Below are 16,428 nucleotides of genomic sequence, written 5' to 3'. Positions count from 1 at the left end.
CAAGGGTTGCAGCTATCAAAGCAGAAAAAAAGGAGCCATTTGGCTCCTTTTTTATTTCTTATCAATGCTTTAGCTACTTAAAGTGCTAAAGATTAGTTTAGTACTGAAATGTCAGCGATCTGCAAAAAGAGTTCGCGTAGCCGTTGTAAAATTGCCTGCCGGTTAGTGCGCACGGCGTCATCCTCTGCATTAACCATGACATTGTCGAAGAACGCATCTACGGGCTTCTGTAAGGCCGCCAGAGCCTTTAAAGCTCCAGTATAGTTGTTGTGCTTGAGTGCATCGTTTGCGCGTAGCTCAGCCTCTTCCAGAGCCTTAACCAGTGCTATCTCTTCACTGGCGCTTAACAGGCCGCTGTCGATTTTCGTTGCAACAGGGCTATCAAGCTTGGCTAAGATATTTGCTACCCGTTTGTTGGCAGCGGCCAGGGCCTGGGCTTCTTCCAGCTTACGGAAGGCTGCAACAGCATGCACCCGCTGGTCGAAATCGACCGGCGCCGTTGGGCGACGGGCGAGAACCGCCTGAATCACATCGACACTAATTCCCTGGTCCTGATACCACGGACGGAAGCGGCCTAGCAAAAACTCCGCCACATCGTCGTGAACGCTCTCACTGGTTAGCAGGTCGCCAAAGCTTTTCCGCGACAGCTGCACCAAATCGTTCAGATCGAGCGGCAGGTCTTTTTCGACGATGATACGCAGTAAACCTATGGCGGCACGACGCAGCGCAAACGGATCGCGATCGCCTTTCGGAACCTGACCAATCCCAAAGATACCTACCAGTGAGTCCAGCTTGTCAGCCAGAGCTACCGCACAGCCTGGAATGGTCTGGGGCAGGGCATCACCACTAAACCGTGGCAGGTAGTGCTCGTAAATGGCCTCAGCAACGCCTTCAGCTTCATTATCATTGCGCGCATAATGCATCCCCATCACACCTTGTGTTTCGGGGAATTCCAGCACCATCTGGGACACCAGGTCGGCTTTACATAAGAAACCTGCGCGTTGCGCAATCTCTTTGTCGCTACCCAGCATATCTGCAATGCCAGCTGCGACTTGTGCAATGCGATCAGATTTGTCCTTGATGCTGCCAAGCTTCTTCTGAAACAGAACATTATCAAGGGCATTGACGCGCTCTTCGAGAGCGGTCTTTTTGTCTGTTTCATAGAAAAATTGGGCATCTGCCAGGCGCGGGCGAACGACTCGCTCATTACCCAAAATGACCTGTTCGGGATCTTTGCTATCGATGTTGGTAATGAACACGAAGTGGGGCAGTAGCTGGCCTTGCTGGTCTTCCAACGGGAAGTAACGCTGATCGTCCTTCATGGTGACAATCAGTGGCTCTTTAGGTACGTCCAAAAAGCCTTTGTCAAAGCTGGCTGTCAGCGCGACCGGCCACTCAACCAGCGCCGTCACCTCATCAAGTAGCGCCTCGTCAGCACGGACCTGACCTCCGGCTTGCTGCGCCTGGACACGGATGCCATCTTCAATTCGAGCGCGGCGCTTTGCGAAGTCGGCAATAACCCAAGCCGACTCCAGAGTTTCCTCGTATTCGTCGGCATGCATCAGCTGTGTGCCTTGCGGGCAATGGAATCGGTGGCCCAGCAATTTATTTGCCGAGGCAATTCCTAATACTTCACCGGCAATGAGTTCATCGCCATACATCAGCGTCACTGTGTGAACAGGGCGGATGAAGTGAACGTTACCATTACCCCAGCGCATAGGTTTTGCGACAGGCAACTGCTCAAGCGCCCGCTGCACGAAATCTGCTAGCAGGGCGCTTAGGGGCTGCCCTTTGACTTCAGCTTTGTAGAGTAACCATTCGCCCTTGTCTGTTTTAAGGCGCTCGGCCTGGTCGACGCTAATGCCATTTGAGCGTGCCCAGCCTTGGGCAGCCTTAGTGGGGTTACCGTCGCCATCGAAAGCTACATCAACTGAAGGGCCGCGCTTCTCAACCACTTGGTCTTCTTGTTGCGCCGCAACATCCTGTATTTGAATCGCCAGCCGACGCGGGGTGGCGAAGCACTGCACGGCGCCATGCTTCAGCGTGTTATCCGTAAGCTGTTGGGCAAGGTTCTGCGCAAAGGTTTCGCTTAAGCCTTTCAGCGCTTTTGGAGGTAACTCTTCGGTACCGATTTCAACTAAGAGAGTAGCGTATTGCACGTCTTAAGCTCCTTGCTCTGCCAGTGGAAAACCAAGCGCTTCACGCGCCGCATAGTAGGCTTCAGCGCAGCCTTTCGCCATGGTACGAACACGCAGGATATACCGCTGACGTTCGGTTACCGATATTGCGTGGCGGGCATCGAGCAGGTTAAATGCGTGTGAGGCACGCATCACCTGTTCGTATGCCGGCAGCGGCAAATTATGCTCGAGTAAGTGCTTACACTCGCGCTCGCAGGCGTCGAATCGGTCAAACAAGACATCTACCGCCGCATGTTCGAAGTTATAGGTGGACTGTTCTACTTCGTTCTGGTGGAACACGTCACGGTAGAAAATCGTACCGCGCGGACCATCGGTCCAGACCAGATCATAAATACTATCAACACCCTGAATGTACATCGCCAGGCGCTCCAGACCATAAGTAATCTCACCGGCAACCGGCCGACACTCCAGGCCGCCGACCTGCTGGAAGTAGGTGAACTGGGTCACCTCCATACCATTAAGCCAGACTTCCCAGCCCAGGCCCCAGGCGCCAAGCGTGGGGGATTCCCAGTTGTCTTCGACGAAGCGAATATCGTGAACCAGGGGGTCAAATCCAAGCAGCTCTAATGAACCCAGATAAAGTTCCTGAATATTCTTCGGAGAGGGCTTCAAAATGACCTGAAACTGATAATAGTGCTGTAGCCGGTTGGGGTTTTCGCCATAACGGCCATCAGTAGGACGGCGACAAGGCTGCACATAGGCAAAGTTGGCTGGTTCAGGGCCAACGGCGCGTAAAAACGTCATTGGATGAAAAGTGCCTGCGCCTACTTCCATATCGAGGGGTTGCACAATCGCACACCCCTGTTGCGCCCAGTAATCCTGGAGCGCGAGGATGAGACCTTGAAAGGTTTTTACATCGTAGCTGGCCATGTGTTCTTCTCGTGCTGATTTTTAATCAAAAGTGGCGTAAATTATACCCTTTGTTGAGCAAGGGTTACAGGAGCGCGGCTAAAAATGCAGACATCTGTGCAACGATGCAGTTGGTGTGGCACTGCGCCAGACTATGTACGCTACCACGATGAGGTGTGGGGGCGCCCGGTGGCCGACAGTCAGGAGCTGTTTGCAAAGCTGTGTCTGGACGGTCAGCAAGCAGGTTTAAGTTGGCTGACGATTTTGCGAAAACAAGCGAATTACGAGGCTGCCTTTTGTGACTTTAATCCTGATGCAATCCTGCAACTTCCAGAAAGCTACAAAGCGGAATTGATGGAAAATGCGGGCATAGTACGCAACCGGCTTAAAATTGAGTCCATTTTCAAGAACGCCCGGGCCTATGTGGACTTGCGTGAGCAAGGGCAGCCCTTTGCTGAATTTCTCTGGCAGTTTAGCGATGGAACGCCGCGGATCTTCGCCCGACAGGGTGATGACATCCCCACCTCTGATGAAGTTTCTGATACTATGGCCAAAGCCCTGAAGAAAGCAGGCTTTAGCTTTGTAGGCACAACGATTTGTTACGCATTCATGCAGGCTGTCGGCATGGTCAACGACCATGTGGTCGACTGTCATTGTTACGATGAGGTTTGTCGGGAAATGCGTAATTTTTCCTTAACATCACGAGAGCATCATGGTTGAGATTACTTTAGCTGACTATCAAAATCCGAAGCATCGCCAGGCGGTGGTCGCTATGTTAAATGATTACGCGCAAGATCCGATGGGTGGTGGCGAGGCGTTACCTGACGAGACCCGGCAGAATTTGGTCGACGAAATGGCAAAACGCGATTATGTATTCTCGTTATTGGCCTTCGTTGACGATGAGCCTGTCGGTTTGGCGAACTGCGTAGAAGGTTTCTCAACCTTTGCCGCGAAGCCGGTGATGAACATCCACGATATCGCGGTGATCAAAGATTTTCGCGGTCAGGGCATTGCCAAACGCTTGCTGCAGGAGGTAGAAACTCTGGCGCAATTCCGCGGCTGCGTGAAACTGACGCTCGAGGTGCTGGAAGGCAACGAGCCAGCCAAGCTGGCGTACGACAAATTCGGTTTCAAGCCCTACCAACTCGACGAAGCCACCGGCAAAGCGGAGTTCTGGCAAAAGTACATCTAGCTCGGCTTCGGCCTTCAGTGCAAGGGTGGCAGGGTATTTCCAAGGGACGCCGTAAACCCGTCCGTGGGGGCTTGGCGGCCGCATCCATGCGGCCGACACCCTTGGAAATACCCCGCCACCCTCGCACACGGCCTCCGCCACGCGCGCGCCTTTAGCTCCCTTTGCGAATGACATACCGATACGGTGCTGAAGTCGTTTCAGCAATGACGAGCTGATGATCCATGAAGCGGCAAAAGCTTGGGATGTCGCGGGTGGTGGCGGGGTCGTCGGCGATGACTTCGAGTAAGTCGCCCTGTTCCAGTTTACGGATGGTGGCGCGGATCAGCATCACTGGCTCGGGGCAACGAAGCCCAAGGGTGTCGAGGGTTTGTGTTATCGCTTGTGTCACGCGGGTTCCTTTTAGCAGGGCAACTACTTTCTAATAAAAAAGCCGTAGCAGTTCACTGCTACGGCTTTTATTTTACGGTAAAACCGCGTGCGGCAAAAGCGCAGGTTAGCTCATGCGCTCGTATACGGTGGCGATGCCCTGGCCAAGTCCGATACACATGGTGGCTACACCAAAGGTCGCGTCTTTCTCTTCCATCAGGTTGATCAGCGTGGTCGAAATACGCGCGCCAGAACAGCCCAGTGGGTGACCCAGTGCAATTGCACCGCCGTTTAAGTTGACTTTGTCGTCCATTTTCTCCAGCAAACCAAGACCTTTCAGCACGGGTAGTGATTGTGCAGCGAAAGCTTCGTTGAGCTCGAACAGGTCGATATCATCAATGCTTAAGCCTGCACGCTGTAGCGCTTTCTTGGTCGCAGGAACCGGGCCAAAGCCCATAATGGACGGATCGCAGCCGGCGACCGCCATGGCACGAATTTTTACTCGTGGCGTCAGGCCCAAGGCTTTGGCTTTCTCGGCAGACATGATCAAGGTCGCGGCAGCACCGTCGGACAATGCCGACGAGGTACCCGCGGTCACAGTACCGTTGGCCGGATCAAAGACCGGGCGTAACTGAGCGAGACCTTCTACGGAGGTTTCCGGACGAATGGTCTCGTCGGTTCTGATCAAGCGCAGGACGCCATCAGCATCATGTCCTTGAATAGGAAGAATTTCCTTGGCAAAACGGCCTTCAGTAGTCGCGGCATGAGCGCGTTGGTGCGAACGGGCACCAAAGGCGTCTTGCGCAGCACGGTCCACTTCAAATTTTCGCGCCAGCAACTCAGCGGTCATACCCATGGAGCCAGAGGCGCGGGCAACTGACTTATTCATGCCGGGGTGAAAATCGATACCGTGAGTCATAGGTACGTGCCCCATGTGCTCAACGCCGCCGGCGATAAAGATTTCACCGTCGCCGGCCATAATGGCACGGGTGGCATCGTGGATGGCCTGCATGGATGAGCCACACAGGCGGTTCACGGTAACACCAGCTACGTGGTGCGGAATACCTGCGATTAACGCAGAGTTCCGTGCGATATTGAAGCCTTGTTCCAGGGTCTGCTGTACGCAGCCCCAGTAAATATCTTCCAATTCGTTTACGTCGACCTGCGGATTTCTTTCCAACAGGCCTTTCATAAGTTCTGCAGAGAGGTCTTCAGCGCGAACGTTACGGAACACGCCGTTTTTTGAGCGCCCCATAGGGGTGCGAATACAGTCGACTATAACTACGTCTTTCATAATTTCCTCCGTTAGCCCGCAAAGTACGATTTATTGGCTTTTGCCATTTCGCGCAGGCCATCGGTGACTTGATACATCTCACCCAGATGCGCGTATTTGTCAGCAATTTCGACGAACTTAGCTAAGCCCAATGTTTCCAGGTAACGGAACGGGCCTCCACGGAACGGTGGGAAGCCAAGACCGTAAAGCAACGAAATGTCGCATTCGGCGGCTGAGCTGACGATACCTTCTTCCAGGCAACGTACACACTCGTTGACCATTGGCACCATAGTGCGATGAATGATTTCATCGGCGCTAAACTCTTTCCCGGTAATACCAAGCATTTCATAAACCTCTGGGGCTTTTTCTTTGCTTGGGCGGCCTTTTTTGTCGACGCCGTAGTTGTAGAAGCCTTTACCGTTCTTCTGGCCATAGCGCTCGGCGGCGGCAAGTTTGGCAATCGCGCTGCTGGTGTCACGAGGCATGCGTGATGGGAAGCCATGAGCCATGACTTCGGTGCAATGGTCGGCAGTATCAATACCAACGACATCGGACAAGTAAGCAGGACCCATGGGCCAGCCGAATTGACGTTCCATCACCTTATCGATGGCGGCGAAGTCAGCACCTTCATCGACCATGCCAGCAAAGCCAGCCAGGTACGGGAAGAGTACGCGGTTGACCAGGAAGCCCGGGCAGTCATTTACGACAATTGCCGTTTTACCCATACGCGACGCGTAGGCAACGACCGCAGCGACGGTTTCATCAGAGGTCTTTTCACCACGAATGACTTCTACCAATGGCATTTTGTGCACCGGGTTAAAGAAGTGCATGCCGCAGAAGCGTGACGGATCTTTCAGGTTTTTCGCCAGTCGGTCGATGGAAATGGTTGAGGTGTTCGATACGATAATCGCATCATCAGCGACGACATCTTCCATTTGCGCAAGAACCTTGCCTTTCACGTCTGGGTTCTCGACTACGGCCTCGACGACGATATCGACATTTTTCACGGCATCGTCAAGTAAAGTTGGCGTGATGGAGGACAAAACTTTAGCCATTTTCTTATGGTCAATCTTGCCGCGTTCGACCATTTTGCCAAGGATCTTGCTCGCTTCGCCCATACCTTGATCCAGCGCTTCCTGGCGAATGTCTTTCATGACGACCGGCACGCCTTTGTAGGCAGATTGATAGGCAATACCGCCACCCATGATGCCAGCACCTAAAACCGCTGCTGTCTTAATCTCTTTAGAGGCCTGTTTCGCGGCTTTCTTTGCCTTGCCTTTAACAAACTGGTCCGCCATGAAAATACCGACCTGGGCATGACAGGCGTCGGTTTGGGTCAGGCCAACGAAAGCTTCATTCTCTGCATTCAGAGCTTCTTCACGATGGCTACGGGCACCGTCTTCAATGGCCTTGATAGCCGCATGTGGTGCAGGGTAGTGTTTGCCTGCTTTGGCCGCAACCATACCTTTTGCCGTGACCATGGTCATGGTCAGCTCAGTGTCATTCGCTTGCAATGGATCCAGTTTCGGCTGACGCTTGGCACGCCAATCTAAATCACCATCGATGGCTTGTTGGACCATGTCCAGAGCCGCATCACGCAATTTTTCAGGAGCAACAACGGCGTCTACCAAGCCAACTTTCTGCGCATCTACAGCAGAATTGTTCTTACCTGTGGTGATCCACTCCAAGGCGTTATCCGGCCCGATAATGCGTGGTAAGCGCATGGTTCCGCCAAAGCCAGGAATCAGACCCAGTTTAACTTCAGGAAGACCAATGGTGGCTGTGGTATCTGCAACCCGGTAGTCACACGCAAGCGTTGCTTCACACCCGCCACCTAAAGCAAAGCCAGTGACTGCAGCAACGGTAGGTACGGGCAGGTCTTCTAACTGGTCGAAAACGCGCGATGCTTTATGCACCCACTGCTTGGTGTGTTCGACATCGGCGAAGAGAGTTTGGAATTCAGTGATGTCTGCGCCTACAATGAACGTAGGCTTGCTACTGGTGACGATAACGCCACTGAGGTCTTTGGTTTCAGCGAGTTTCGCTAAAGCCTGACTGAATTCTTCCAAGGTTTTCTGGTCAAATTTGTTGACAGAACCAGCGGCTGCAAACTGCAGCTCGGCAATGCCGTCAGAGACAAATTCGACCCGAATGCTATCACCCTGATAAATCATATATGGTCTCCTGATTTTCAGATTGCGTTCGGTTAGCGTATGATTCGTAGTCAGCTATGATGTGACACTAGGTTATGACACATTAAGTTGTGACAAGCGTTTAGTGACAAGAGTTTGGCCCGATTAGGTCAATTTTTCAATGATTATTTAAACGAGCGTTTGAAATTATGTGGTTAATTCGAACGACAGTATGTGTGCTTCTGTTTACAGCGGTTCTTTCCACCGACACTCGAGCTGAGCCTAAAATTCATGATCCCGATCTAAATGGGGGCGAACAACGCGAAAAGCAACGGCAGCTGTTTGTGAAGGCTGAATATGCGGCAAAACGCGGGCGGCTGAATGAGTACAATCAGCTGTTGGACGAGTTGCGCGACTATCCTTTAACTCCTTATCTGGAGTTGGAGCGCTTACTGCAAGTCGGCTACGTGGCCAACGAAGAGCGGGTGCTGGACTTTTTTGAGGTTCTGAGCAACACGCCGCTGGACTGGCAGCTACGCTACCCCTGGCTTGACTACCTGGCGCAAAATAATGAACAGCAACGTTTTTTACGCGACTTCATTTATCCGGGACGGGTCGAACATCGTTGTTATTTCTGGCGTTTCTCACTGAGTCAGGAAACTCAACCGCGCGACGCTGTTATGCGCGCCGTCGATCAACTTTGGTTGACCGGAGAATCCTTGCCGAAAGCCTGTGACCCGTTGCTGGCGACGTGGGCCCAGGCCGGACGTCGCACCGATGAAATGGTTTGGCAACGGGCTAAGTTAGCGGCCGAAGATGGCAAGCATACCTTGTTACCGTATCTGGCAGGACTGGTGGAAGCGCCTACCAGCGAATTGATTAAAAGTTACCGTCAGGTTCGCCGCAATCCGGCGAATCTTGTGCGTGAAATGGATGAGCTGGCGCGACAGCAGGGCACTGCTGCTGAGCGCGTTGCCAGTATTGTTACCTACGCGCTGGGCCGGCTGATTTGGCGCGACCCTGATGTTGCTATTCGTACGTTCGAAGATTTGCCCGAAGGAATCGTTCTGAGCCAGAGTCAACGCACCGAGCTTGAGCAAAACTTCGCAGTCGCCCTAAGCGCCAAAGATCACTCCCAGGCGCATGACTGGCTGGCCCGGCTGGAGCCGCGTGAGCATAATGCGGCGACTTTGCAGTGGCAGCTGGCCGAGTGGGTGCGGGAAGGCGATTGGCAGGCGCTGCTTGAAGATCCTGCTGCAGAAGTGGGACTTGCCACCGAAAAAGCCCAATGGTTCTACTGGCGTGGACGGGCCTACGAAGAGCTGGGCGACCAGCAACAGGCGGCGACCTTTTTTGCGCAAATCGCCGACCAGCGCAGTTACTACGGTTTCTTAGCTGCGAGTAAACTTGAGCTGCCGTTGCAACTGGCGCAAGAGGATATCCGCTACTTACCACAAGAATTACAAGCGGTACGCGCGCTACCGGCCGTACAAAGAGCTTACGAGTTCTTACAGCTTGAGCGTTATATCGATGCCCGCAGGGAGTGGTATCAGTTGTTGCAGGGCGCTGAGCCGCGCCGACAAGAACTGTTGGCGGTGCTGGCGTCACAGTGGGGTTGGCATGATCAGGCTATTTATACACTGGGTCAGCTTGGCGAATTCGGTGCTATAGAACAGCGCTTCCCCCTTGCTTACGCCCAAGAGCACCGGGAGAATGCCGAGGCGGCTGGTATTGCGCCAGACTGGGCTTTTGCAATTTCCCGGCGCGAAAGTGCGTTTCGCTTCGATGCTTATTCCCACGCCGGCGCGCACGGCCTGATGCAGTTGCTACCTAGCACTGCGCGCTATGTAGGACGACGCGATTATGGCCGCCATGATTTGCAAAACACCAGCGTCAACATTCGTTTAGGTACGCGCTATCTCGCCGATCTAAAGCGGCGTCTCGGTGACAACTGGGTTGTGGCTACCGCAGCTTATAATGGCGGCATCTACCGGGTTATTGACTGGATTCCGACCAGTCCCATTGCGATTGATCGTTGGATTGAGACCATCCCTTACCGGGAAACCCGGGACTATGTAAAAAATGTGCTCGCTTACCAGCAAATCTACCTGCTTCTCGAGCATCCAACGGAAACACGAAATCGCTTTGCTGAGCTGGTGGATATGAAAATTAGTAAAGCAGCGCTGGACTTGTAGGGGCTATGACACAGTATTTGATTCCGGCGGCGCCATGCACCCACGAGATTGAGATTAAACACAGTCGCTTCATTACCTCGGTCCAGCAGGTAACGTCTGCGAGCCAGCATCAGGCGCATATTCGCTTTTGTCAGCAGCAATGGCCGGGCGCGAACCATTATTGCAGTGCTGCTATCTATGCGGCTCCCGACCACAGTCAGAGTTATGCCATGAGCGACGATGGCGAGCCCAGCGGTACAGCCGGGCGGCCAATGTCGCAAGTGTTACTGAACAGTGGACTGGGCGAGGTGTCGGTGGTCGTAGTGCGTTACTTTGGCGGTATCAAGTTAGGCACAGGTGGGCTCCAGCGCGCCTATACGCAGGCGACTCTGGAGGCATTGAAGATGACGTCGCAAAGTCAGAAAATAGTGCGCAAAACTGCCTATTTACACTACGATTATGCAGATCAAAAAGTTGTCACGCATTGTCTGGCGCAGTACGATGCCATAACAGAGCAACACAATTTTGCGGCAACTATCGAACAGCAGATTGCTTTGCCTGAAGAGCTGTTTGAAGATCTCGCTACGGCCTTAAAAAACGCAACACAAGGGCGTGTTGCACTAAAAAAATGTCAAACTGGGGATAATTCGTGCGCCTAAGAGGAATTCTTCGTGTTCTGGGGCTGTTAATTTGCGTATTCAGCTTAAGCTTACTGCCGCCAGCGGTGGTTGCCCTGATCTACGGCGATGGTGGGGGCAGCGCATTTACTTTAGCGTTTGCCATTAGCCTGATCATTGGTTTTCTGGTTTGGTACCCGAACCGAAACGAACATGCTGACCTGAAGGTTCGCGATGGCTTTTTGCTCACGGTCCTGTTCTGGACGGTGTTGGGCATGGTCGGGGTGATGCCGTTATGGTTCGCGCAGGAGTTACCCCTGTCATTTACCGATGCGGTATTTGAGTCTTTCTCCGGGCTGACCACAACCGGAGCGACGGTCATTCAGGGCCTGGAAACGCTGCCGCACAGTATTTTATTCTATCGTCAACAGCTGCAGTGGCTCGGCGGTATGGGTATCATCGTGTTAGCGGTGGCAATTCTGCCTATGCTTGGAATCGGTGGTATGCAGCTCTACCGCGCCGAAATCCCCGGACCGCAGAAAGATGCCAAAATGACACCGCGTATCGCGGATACCGCTAAGCACCTGTGGTACATCTATGTCGCCCTGACTGCGGCCTGCGCGACGGCCTATCATTTGGCCGGGATGAACTGGTTTGATGCTATCGGCCATGCGTTTTCAACGATCGCAGTGGGGGGCTTCAGTACCTATGACGCGAGCATGGGCTACTTCGATAGCAGCACGATTAACACCATTTGTGTGGTGTTCTTGTTGTTGTCCTCGGTAAACTTCGCCATTCACTATGCGGCCATTACTGGCCGCTCGCTCATGAGTTACGTGCGTGACCCCGAAGTGAAAGCCTTTCTTGGCATTCAGCTGGCGTTGCTGTTGGTGGTATTTGCTACTGTGCTGGTCCATAAAGAGTTTGCTGATACTGGCACAGCCTTCAACCAGGCCATGTTCCAGTCGGTATCGATAAGCACCACCGCAGGATTTGCCACCACAGACTTCTCCGCCTGGCCTTTATTTCTGCCGTTACTGCTTGTTTTTGCCAGTTTCATCGGCGGTTGCGCAAGCTCAACCGCAGGTGGCTTGAAAGTGGTGCGGGTTGTGCTTTTGTTCCGGCAAGGGGCACGTGAACTCAACCGCTTGGTGCATCCGGCGGGGGTTTACACCGTGAAGCTCGGTAACCGCATATTGCCACAGCGTGTGGTTGAGGCCGTATGGGGCTTCTTTGCCGCGTATGCTCTGGTGTTTGTGGTGGTGATGCTGGGCTTACTGGCGACCGGATTGGATGATATTACTGCCTTTTCGGCCACGGCGGCCTGCTTAAATAATCTGGGTCCGGGCCTGGGAGATGTCGCTGCAAACTACGCGACCATTCCCGATGCTGCGAAATGGCTGCTGGTGATCGCGATGTTGTTCGGCCGGCTTGAAATTTTTACCATCCTGGTGCTGCTCACGCCGACCTTCTGGCGCTCTTAGAAGAACAGAGCGCTTGGCTGGAACAGGCGCTCAACTTCACGCACGTATTTCTTATCCACTAAGAAGAGAATGACATGGTCGTCAGCGTGCAACACAGTGTCATCATGGGCAATCATGACCTCATGCCCACGCACAATCGCGCCAATGGTTGTACCCGGCGGCAGCTTGATTTCACTGATCGATTTACCCACCACTTTTGAGGTTTTCTCATCACCATGAGCGATAGCTTCGATGGCCTCAGCGGCACCTTTACGCAGCGAGTAGGCATTGACGATATCGCCTTTGCGGATCAGTGACAGTAACGCAGATACTGTGGCTCGTTGTGGCGAGATTGCGATATCAATAACGTCATCTTGCACCAAATCCACATAGGCCTGGCGCTGGATCAGCACCATGGTTTTCTTGGCACCCATTTTTTTCGCCAGCATAGCGGACATGATGTTGGCTTCATCGTCATTGGTGACGGCAATGAAGACATCAACGTCTTCAATATGCTCGTCACTCAGCAGCCGGCTCTCTGAGGCGTCGCCCTCAAGAATTGTGGTGTGGCGCAGACTCTCGTTGAGAATTTCACCACGCGCCGGGTTTCGTTCGATGAGTTTAACGTGGTGGTTGTCTTCCAGCAGTCGAGCCAGGCCTGCGCCAATATTACCACCGCCGGCAATCATGATGCGGCGATACTGATGCTCAAGCTTCTGCATTTCTTCCATGACCATGCGCACGTAACGAGTGTCGGTGATGAAGAAAACTTCGTCGCCGGCTTCAATAATGGTGGTACCCATGGGACGGATAGGTTTGCCCTGACGGAAAATAGCTGCCACCCGGGTTTCAACGTTCGGCATGTGTTCTTTCAGTGAGGAAATCGCATGCCCCACCAGCTTACCGCCATAATAGGCTTTGACCGCAACCAGGCTGGCGCGGCCGCCGGCGAACTCCATCACCTGCAGGGCGCCAGGGTAATCGACCAGCCGTTTTATGTAGTGCGTTACCTGTTGCTCTGGAGAGATGGTATGGTCAACGGGAACATCATCTTTATGGAACAGCTGGTCTTTGAAATCGATGTATTCTTCGGAACGGATCCGGGCAATACGTTTCGGCGTACGGAACAGGGTATAGGCAATTTGGCATGCCATCATATTGGTTTCGTCACTTGGCGTAACTGCGATGAGCATGTCAGCGTCTTCGCAGCCCGCGTTGCGCAGAACTCTTGGATGCGCACCATGACCTTGTACCGTACGAATGTCGTTGCGGTCCGAGAGTTCTCCTAAGCGAGCCATGTCGGTATCGACAATGGTAATGTCATTGTCTTCACCGACCAGGTTTTCGGCGAGCGTACCACCCACTTGGCCACCGCCCAGAATCACTATTTTCATTGTTGCTTTTCCACAATTGCGTAAAAGAAGCCGTCGCCATCCTGTTCCCCAGGCAGCCGCTGCCAGCTGGTCGCCCCGTCGGGCGCTGTAGGAATTGGCAGGGCATCGTGCTGGCGCTGACAAAAAGCTTTCACCTGCTCCGAATTTTCTTCAGATACTATAGAGCAGGTTGCATAAACTAACCTACCACCGGGGCGTAATAATGGCCAGAGGGCATCGAGCAATGCCGCTTGAGTCTGCGCCAGCGCACTAATATCTTTGGCACGGCGTAACCATTTAATATCCGGATGGCGGCGGATGACGCCGGTTGCTGAGCAGGGCGCATCGAGCAGGATTCGATCGTACAGTTCACCATCCCACCATTGCTCGGGACGTGCCGCATCGCCGGTAAGGATCTGCGCACTGTGCTTCAGTCGCGTCAGATTTTCTTCGACCCGCTGCAGGCGCTCGGCATCTACGTCCAGGGCATGCACGGTAGCCGAGGGTGACTGTTCGAGAATATGCGCCGTTTTACCGCCTGGTGCAGCGCAGCAATCGAGTACTCGTTGTCCGGGCTGGGGAGCAAGCAAATACGCAGCGTACTGGGCCGAGCAATCCTGCACCGAAAACCAGCCGTCGGCAAAGCCGGGCAGCTGACGAACATCGACCGCTTTTTGTAACTTTAAGGCTGTGGGCAATGCAGGTATGGACTCCGGCTGCAGGAGCTCAGGGTCATAATCCTCAAGTGCCTGGCGGAATTCAGCGACGCTGATTTGTTGCGTGTTCACCCTCAGCCACATGGGCGCCTGAACATTATTAGCCGCAAAGATCGCCTCAGCTTGCTCCGGGTAAGCCGCCCGGATCGTGTCGGCAAGCCAGCGCGGGTGACCGTGTCGTAACTCCGGGTCATCATTAAGTGCGTTCCAGAGGGACTGCCGTTGCCGTTGTAGATTACGCAAGACAGCGTTGATGAGTCCTTTCTGACGGCGTTTTTTCAGCAGCTCGGTGGCGTCAACGGTGGCTGAAACGGCAGCGTGATCCGAGGTGCCCATAAACAGAAGTTGGTAAGCGCCCACTAACAGCAGGTAGTGCAGAATGAACAGGTCTTTCTTTAAAGGCTTGTCCAGAAATCTTGCGAGGGCTGCGTTTAAAAGAGGCAGGTTACGGAGTACGCCAAAACACAATGATTGCACCATGGCGCGGTCTCGCGATTCGAGATTACCAGTATGTTCGGGCAGCGCCTGTGACATTGAGCGCCCATGTTCAAGTACCTGTGCCAGTACTTTTGCGGCTGCGGCGCGCGAGTTTGCACCTTTACTCATGTGCGGGTCCCTGCAGCTTAGCGCCGGGTGGTAACCAATCCGCCCGGCCATTTAAAAAGTCACCGGCCGCCATGGCTTTTTTGCCCGGTGGTTGCAACTGGGTAATTGCCAACGCTTGTTCACCTGTTTGAATGACGATGCCTTGTTTGTCCGCTGCAACCACGGTACCGGGTTCTGCCTTGGGGTCGCCGTTCACGACGTGTGCCTGCCACACCTTAACCGGTCCCCCAGCTGTGGCAAACCAAGCCATTGGCCAAGGATTAAAAGCGCGGATCCAGCGTTCCAGCGCAACTGCGGGTACCTGCCAGTCCAGCTCCGCTTCTTCTTTACTGAGTTTATGTGCATAGGTGACCTGAGTTTCGTCCTGATTTTGCGCTTTACTTAAGCAAGCGGGTAAATCTTTTAAGGTTTCCAATAAAGCTTCAGGTCCGAGTTCGGCAAGCTTGTGATAAAGCGATGCCGAGGTGTCATCTGCGGTAATGGGTAGTTCTTTACTGAGCAAAACCGGCCCGGTGTCGAGACCGGCTTCCATTTGCATGATGGCTACACCGGTGTGATTGTCGCCAGCCCAGAGCGCACGTTGAATAGGTGCCGCACCGCGCCAGCGTGGCAGCAATGAGCCGTGCACATTGATGCAGCCAAACTGCGGAATACGCAACACCGCTGCAGGTAAAATCAAGCCGTAGGCGACCACCACCATCACGTCTGCGTGATAACTGGCTAACTGCGCCTGGGCATCCGGGTCCTTCAGCGATAACGGCTGCTCGACAGGGATGTTATGGGCCATGGCGACTTGCTTGACGGCACTGGCTTGCAGCTTCTTACCCCGACCGGCAGGGCGGTCCGGCTGAGTATAAACCGCCACCACCTCGTGTGCCTTGCTGTCGAGCAGAGCAGTGAGATGGCCGGCCGCAAACTCAGGGGTCCCCGCAAAAATAATACGCATTAAACAGCGCCCAGGCGTGCTTCTTTCTCAAGCTTCTTGCGAATACGGTCACGCTTTAACGGCGATAAGTAATCAACGAACAGCTTGCCGTTCAGATGATCAATCTCGTGTTGAATGCAGATCGCCAGCAAACCTTCCGCGTTCATGGTAAAGGTCTCACCGTTGCGATCGAGCGCAGTCACCGTTATTTTTTCCGCACGTTCGACCTTCGCGTACACGCCAGGGAAGGACAGGCAGCCCTCCTCATTTGCGAACAAGCCATCTTTTTCTGTAATCTCCGGATTGATAAAGACCAGAGGTTCATTCTGATCTTCACTACAATCCGAAATAAAAAGTCGTTTATGAACATTGACTTGTGTCGCGGCAAGGCCTACACCATTAGAGTCGTACATAGTTTCGAACATCGCGTCGATTGTTTCGCGCAAACTATCATCTACACTAATAATGGGTTCTGCGACGGTGCGTAAACGCTCGTCTGGATATTTTAAAATAGTTAAATTAGTCATAACTCGTCATTCGTTAG

At 53.4% G+C, this 16,428-nt stretch carries 14 protein-coding genes; 5 read left to right on the top strand and 9 right to left on the bottom strand.

What is annotated here, in order from left to right; genetic code table 11:
* Window positions 1-92 precede the first annotated feature (92 nt).
* Complete coding sequence (gene glyS, locus J6J34_RS03635; RefSeq protein ID WP_301898505.1) at window positions 93-2,159, bottom strand: glycine--tRNA ligase subunit beta; 2,067 nt, start codon at window positions 2,157-2,159, stop codon at window positions 93-95.
* 3 nt (window positions 2,160-2,162) lie between these two features.
* Window positions 2,163-3,068 carry a glycine--tRNA ligase subunit alpha gene (gene glyQ / locus J6J34_RS03630; protein ID WP_301720937.1) on the bottom strand — a complete coding sequence of 302 codons (906 nt, stop codon included), beginning with the start codon at window positions 3,066-3,068 and terminating at the stop codon, window positions 2,163-2,165.
* 84 nt (window positions 3,069-3,152) lie between these two features.
* Between glyQ and J6J34_RS03625 the strand changes: the two genes are divergently transcribed.
* Entirely contained in the window at window positions 3,153-3,767 is a 615-nt protein-coding gene (locus J6J34_RS03625; protein WP_301720938.1) for a DNA-3-methyladenine glycosylase I, read from the top strand.
* Window positions 3,760-4,239: a GNAT family N-acetyltransferase gene (locus tag J6J34_RS03620; protein WP_301720939.1), complete on the top strand. Its 480-nt coding sequence runs from the start codon at window positions 3,760-3,762 to the stop codon at window positions 4,237-4,239. The genes J6J34_RS03625 and J6J34_RS03620 overlap by 8 nt, the downstream gene beginning before the upstream one ends.
* A gap of 151 nt (window positions 4,240-4,390) precedes the next feature.
* Here the strand turns inward: J6J34_RS03620 and tusA are convergent, their stop codons facing one another.
* The 3 genes from tusA to fadB all read right to left on the bottom strand — a co-directional run bounded on the left by tusA (window position 4,391) and on the right by fadB (window position 8,052).
* Window positions 4,391-4,627 (bottom strand): sulfurtransferase TusA, encoded by a 237-nt coding sequence (gene tusA / locus J6J34_RS03615; protein ID WP_301720940.1) that lies wholly within the window; start codon window positions 4,625-4,627, stop codon window positions 4,391-4,393.
* 105 nt (window positions 4,628-4,732) lie between these two features.
* Window positions 4,733-5,899 carry an acetyl-CoA C-acyltransferase FadA gene (gene fadA / locus J6J34_RS03610; RefSeq protein ID WP_301720942.1) on the bottom strand — a complete coding sequence of 389 codons (1,167 nt, stop codon included), beginning with the start codon at window positions 5,897-5,899 and terminating at the stop codon, window positions 4,733-4,735.
* An 11-nt stretch (window positions 5,900-5,910) separates the two neighbouring features.
* Window positions 5,911-8,052: a fatty acid oxidation complex subunit alpha FadB gene (gene fadB, locus J6J34_RS03605; protein WP_301898504.1), complete on the bottom strand. Its 2,142-nt coding sequence runs from the start codon at window positions 8,050-8,052 to the stop codon at window positions 5,911-5,913.
* Window positions 8,053-8,219: 167 nt separating this feature from the next.
* Here fadB and J6J34_RS03600 point away from each other — a divergent pair, with 167 nt between their 5' ends.
* Genes J6J34_RS03600 through J6J34_RS03590 form a run of 3 tightly spaced genes read left to right on the top strand, consistent with a single transcriptional unit; the run spans window position 8,220 to window position 12,285 of the window.
* Window positions 8,220-10,205, top strand: coding sequence for a transglycosylase SLT domain-containing protein (locus J6J34_RS03600; protein ID WP_301898503.1), 1,986 nt, complete (start codon window positions 8,220-8,222; stop codon window positions 10,203-10,205).
* A gap of 5 nt (window positions 10,206-10,210) precedes the next feature.
* The gene (locus J6J34_RS03595; protein WP_301898502.1) at window positions 10,211-10,843 is read left to right on the top strand and encodes a YigZ family protein; all 633 of its coding nucleotides are present in this window, start codon (window positions 10,211-10,213) and stop codon (window positions 10,841-10,843) included.
* Entirely contained in the window at window positions 10,834-12,285 is a 1,452-nt protein-coding gene (locus tag J6J34_RS03590; protein WP_301774992.1) for a TrkH family potassium uptake protein, read from the top strand. Before J6J34_RS03595 ends, J6J34_RS03590 begins: the two co-directional genes overlap by 10 nt.
* On the opposite strand, the gene trkA is transcribed toward J6J34_RS03590, so the two are convergent.
* From trkA to def, 4 genes are read right to left on the bottom strand one after another with little or no spacing between them, the layout of a single operon-like run.
* On the bottom strand, window positions 12,282-13,658 hold the full coding sequence (gene trkA, locus J6J34_RS03585) for a Trk system potassium transporter TrkA (protein ID WP_301720947.1): 1,377 nt from the start codon (window positions 13,656-13,658) through the stop codon (window positions 12,282-12,284). The genes J6J34_RS03590 and trkA overlap by 4 nt on opposite strands.
* Window positions 13,655-14,959, bottom strand: coding sequence for a 16S rRNA (cytosine(967)-C(5))-methyltransferase RsmB (gene rsmB / locus J6J34_RS03580; RefSeq protein WP_301898501.1), 1,305 nt, complete (start codon window positions 14,957-14,959; stop codon window positions 13,655-13,657). The genes trkA and rsmB overlap by 4 nt, the downstream gene beginning before the upstream one ends.
* A complete protein-coding gene (gene fmt, locus J6J34_RS03575; protein ID WP_301898500.1) occupies window positions 14,952-15,905 on the bottom strand; it encodes a methionyl-tRNA formyltransferase in 954 nt (317 codons plus the stop codon). The genes rsmB and fmt overlap by 8 nt, the downstream gene beginning before the upstream one ends.
* A complete protein-coding gene (def, locus tag J6J34_RS03570) occupies window positions 15,905-16,411 on the bottom strand; it encodes a peptide deformylase (protein WP_301774995.1) in 507 nt (168 codons plus the stop codon). The genes fmt and def overlap by 1 nt, the downstream gene beginning before the upstream one ends.
* Window positions 16,412-16,428 lie beyond the last annotated feature (17 nt).

Origin of the sequence: Pseudidiomarina terrestris (assembly GCF_030466405.1) — a bacterium.
Classification (GTDB): Bacteria; Pseudomonadota; Gammaproteobacteria; order Enterobacterales; family Alteromonadaceae; genus Pseudidiomarina; species Pseudidiomarina terrestris.
The sequence above is the reverse complement of the archived record's forward strand: the minus strand, read 5'-3'. Positions and strand labels throughout refer to the sequence as shown.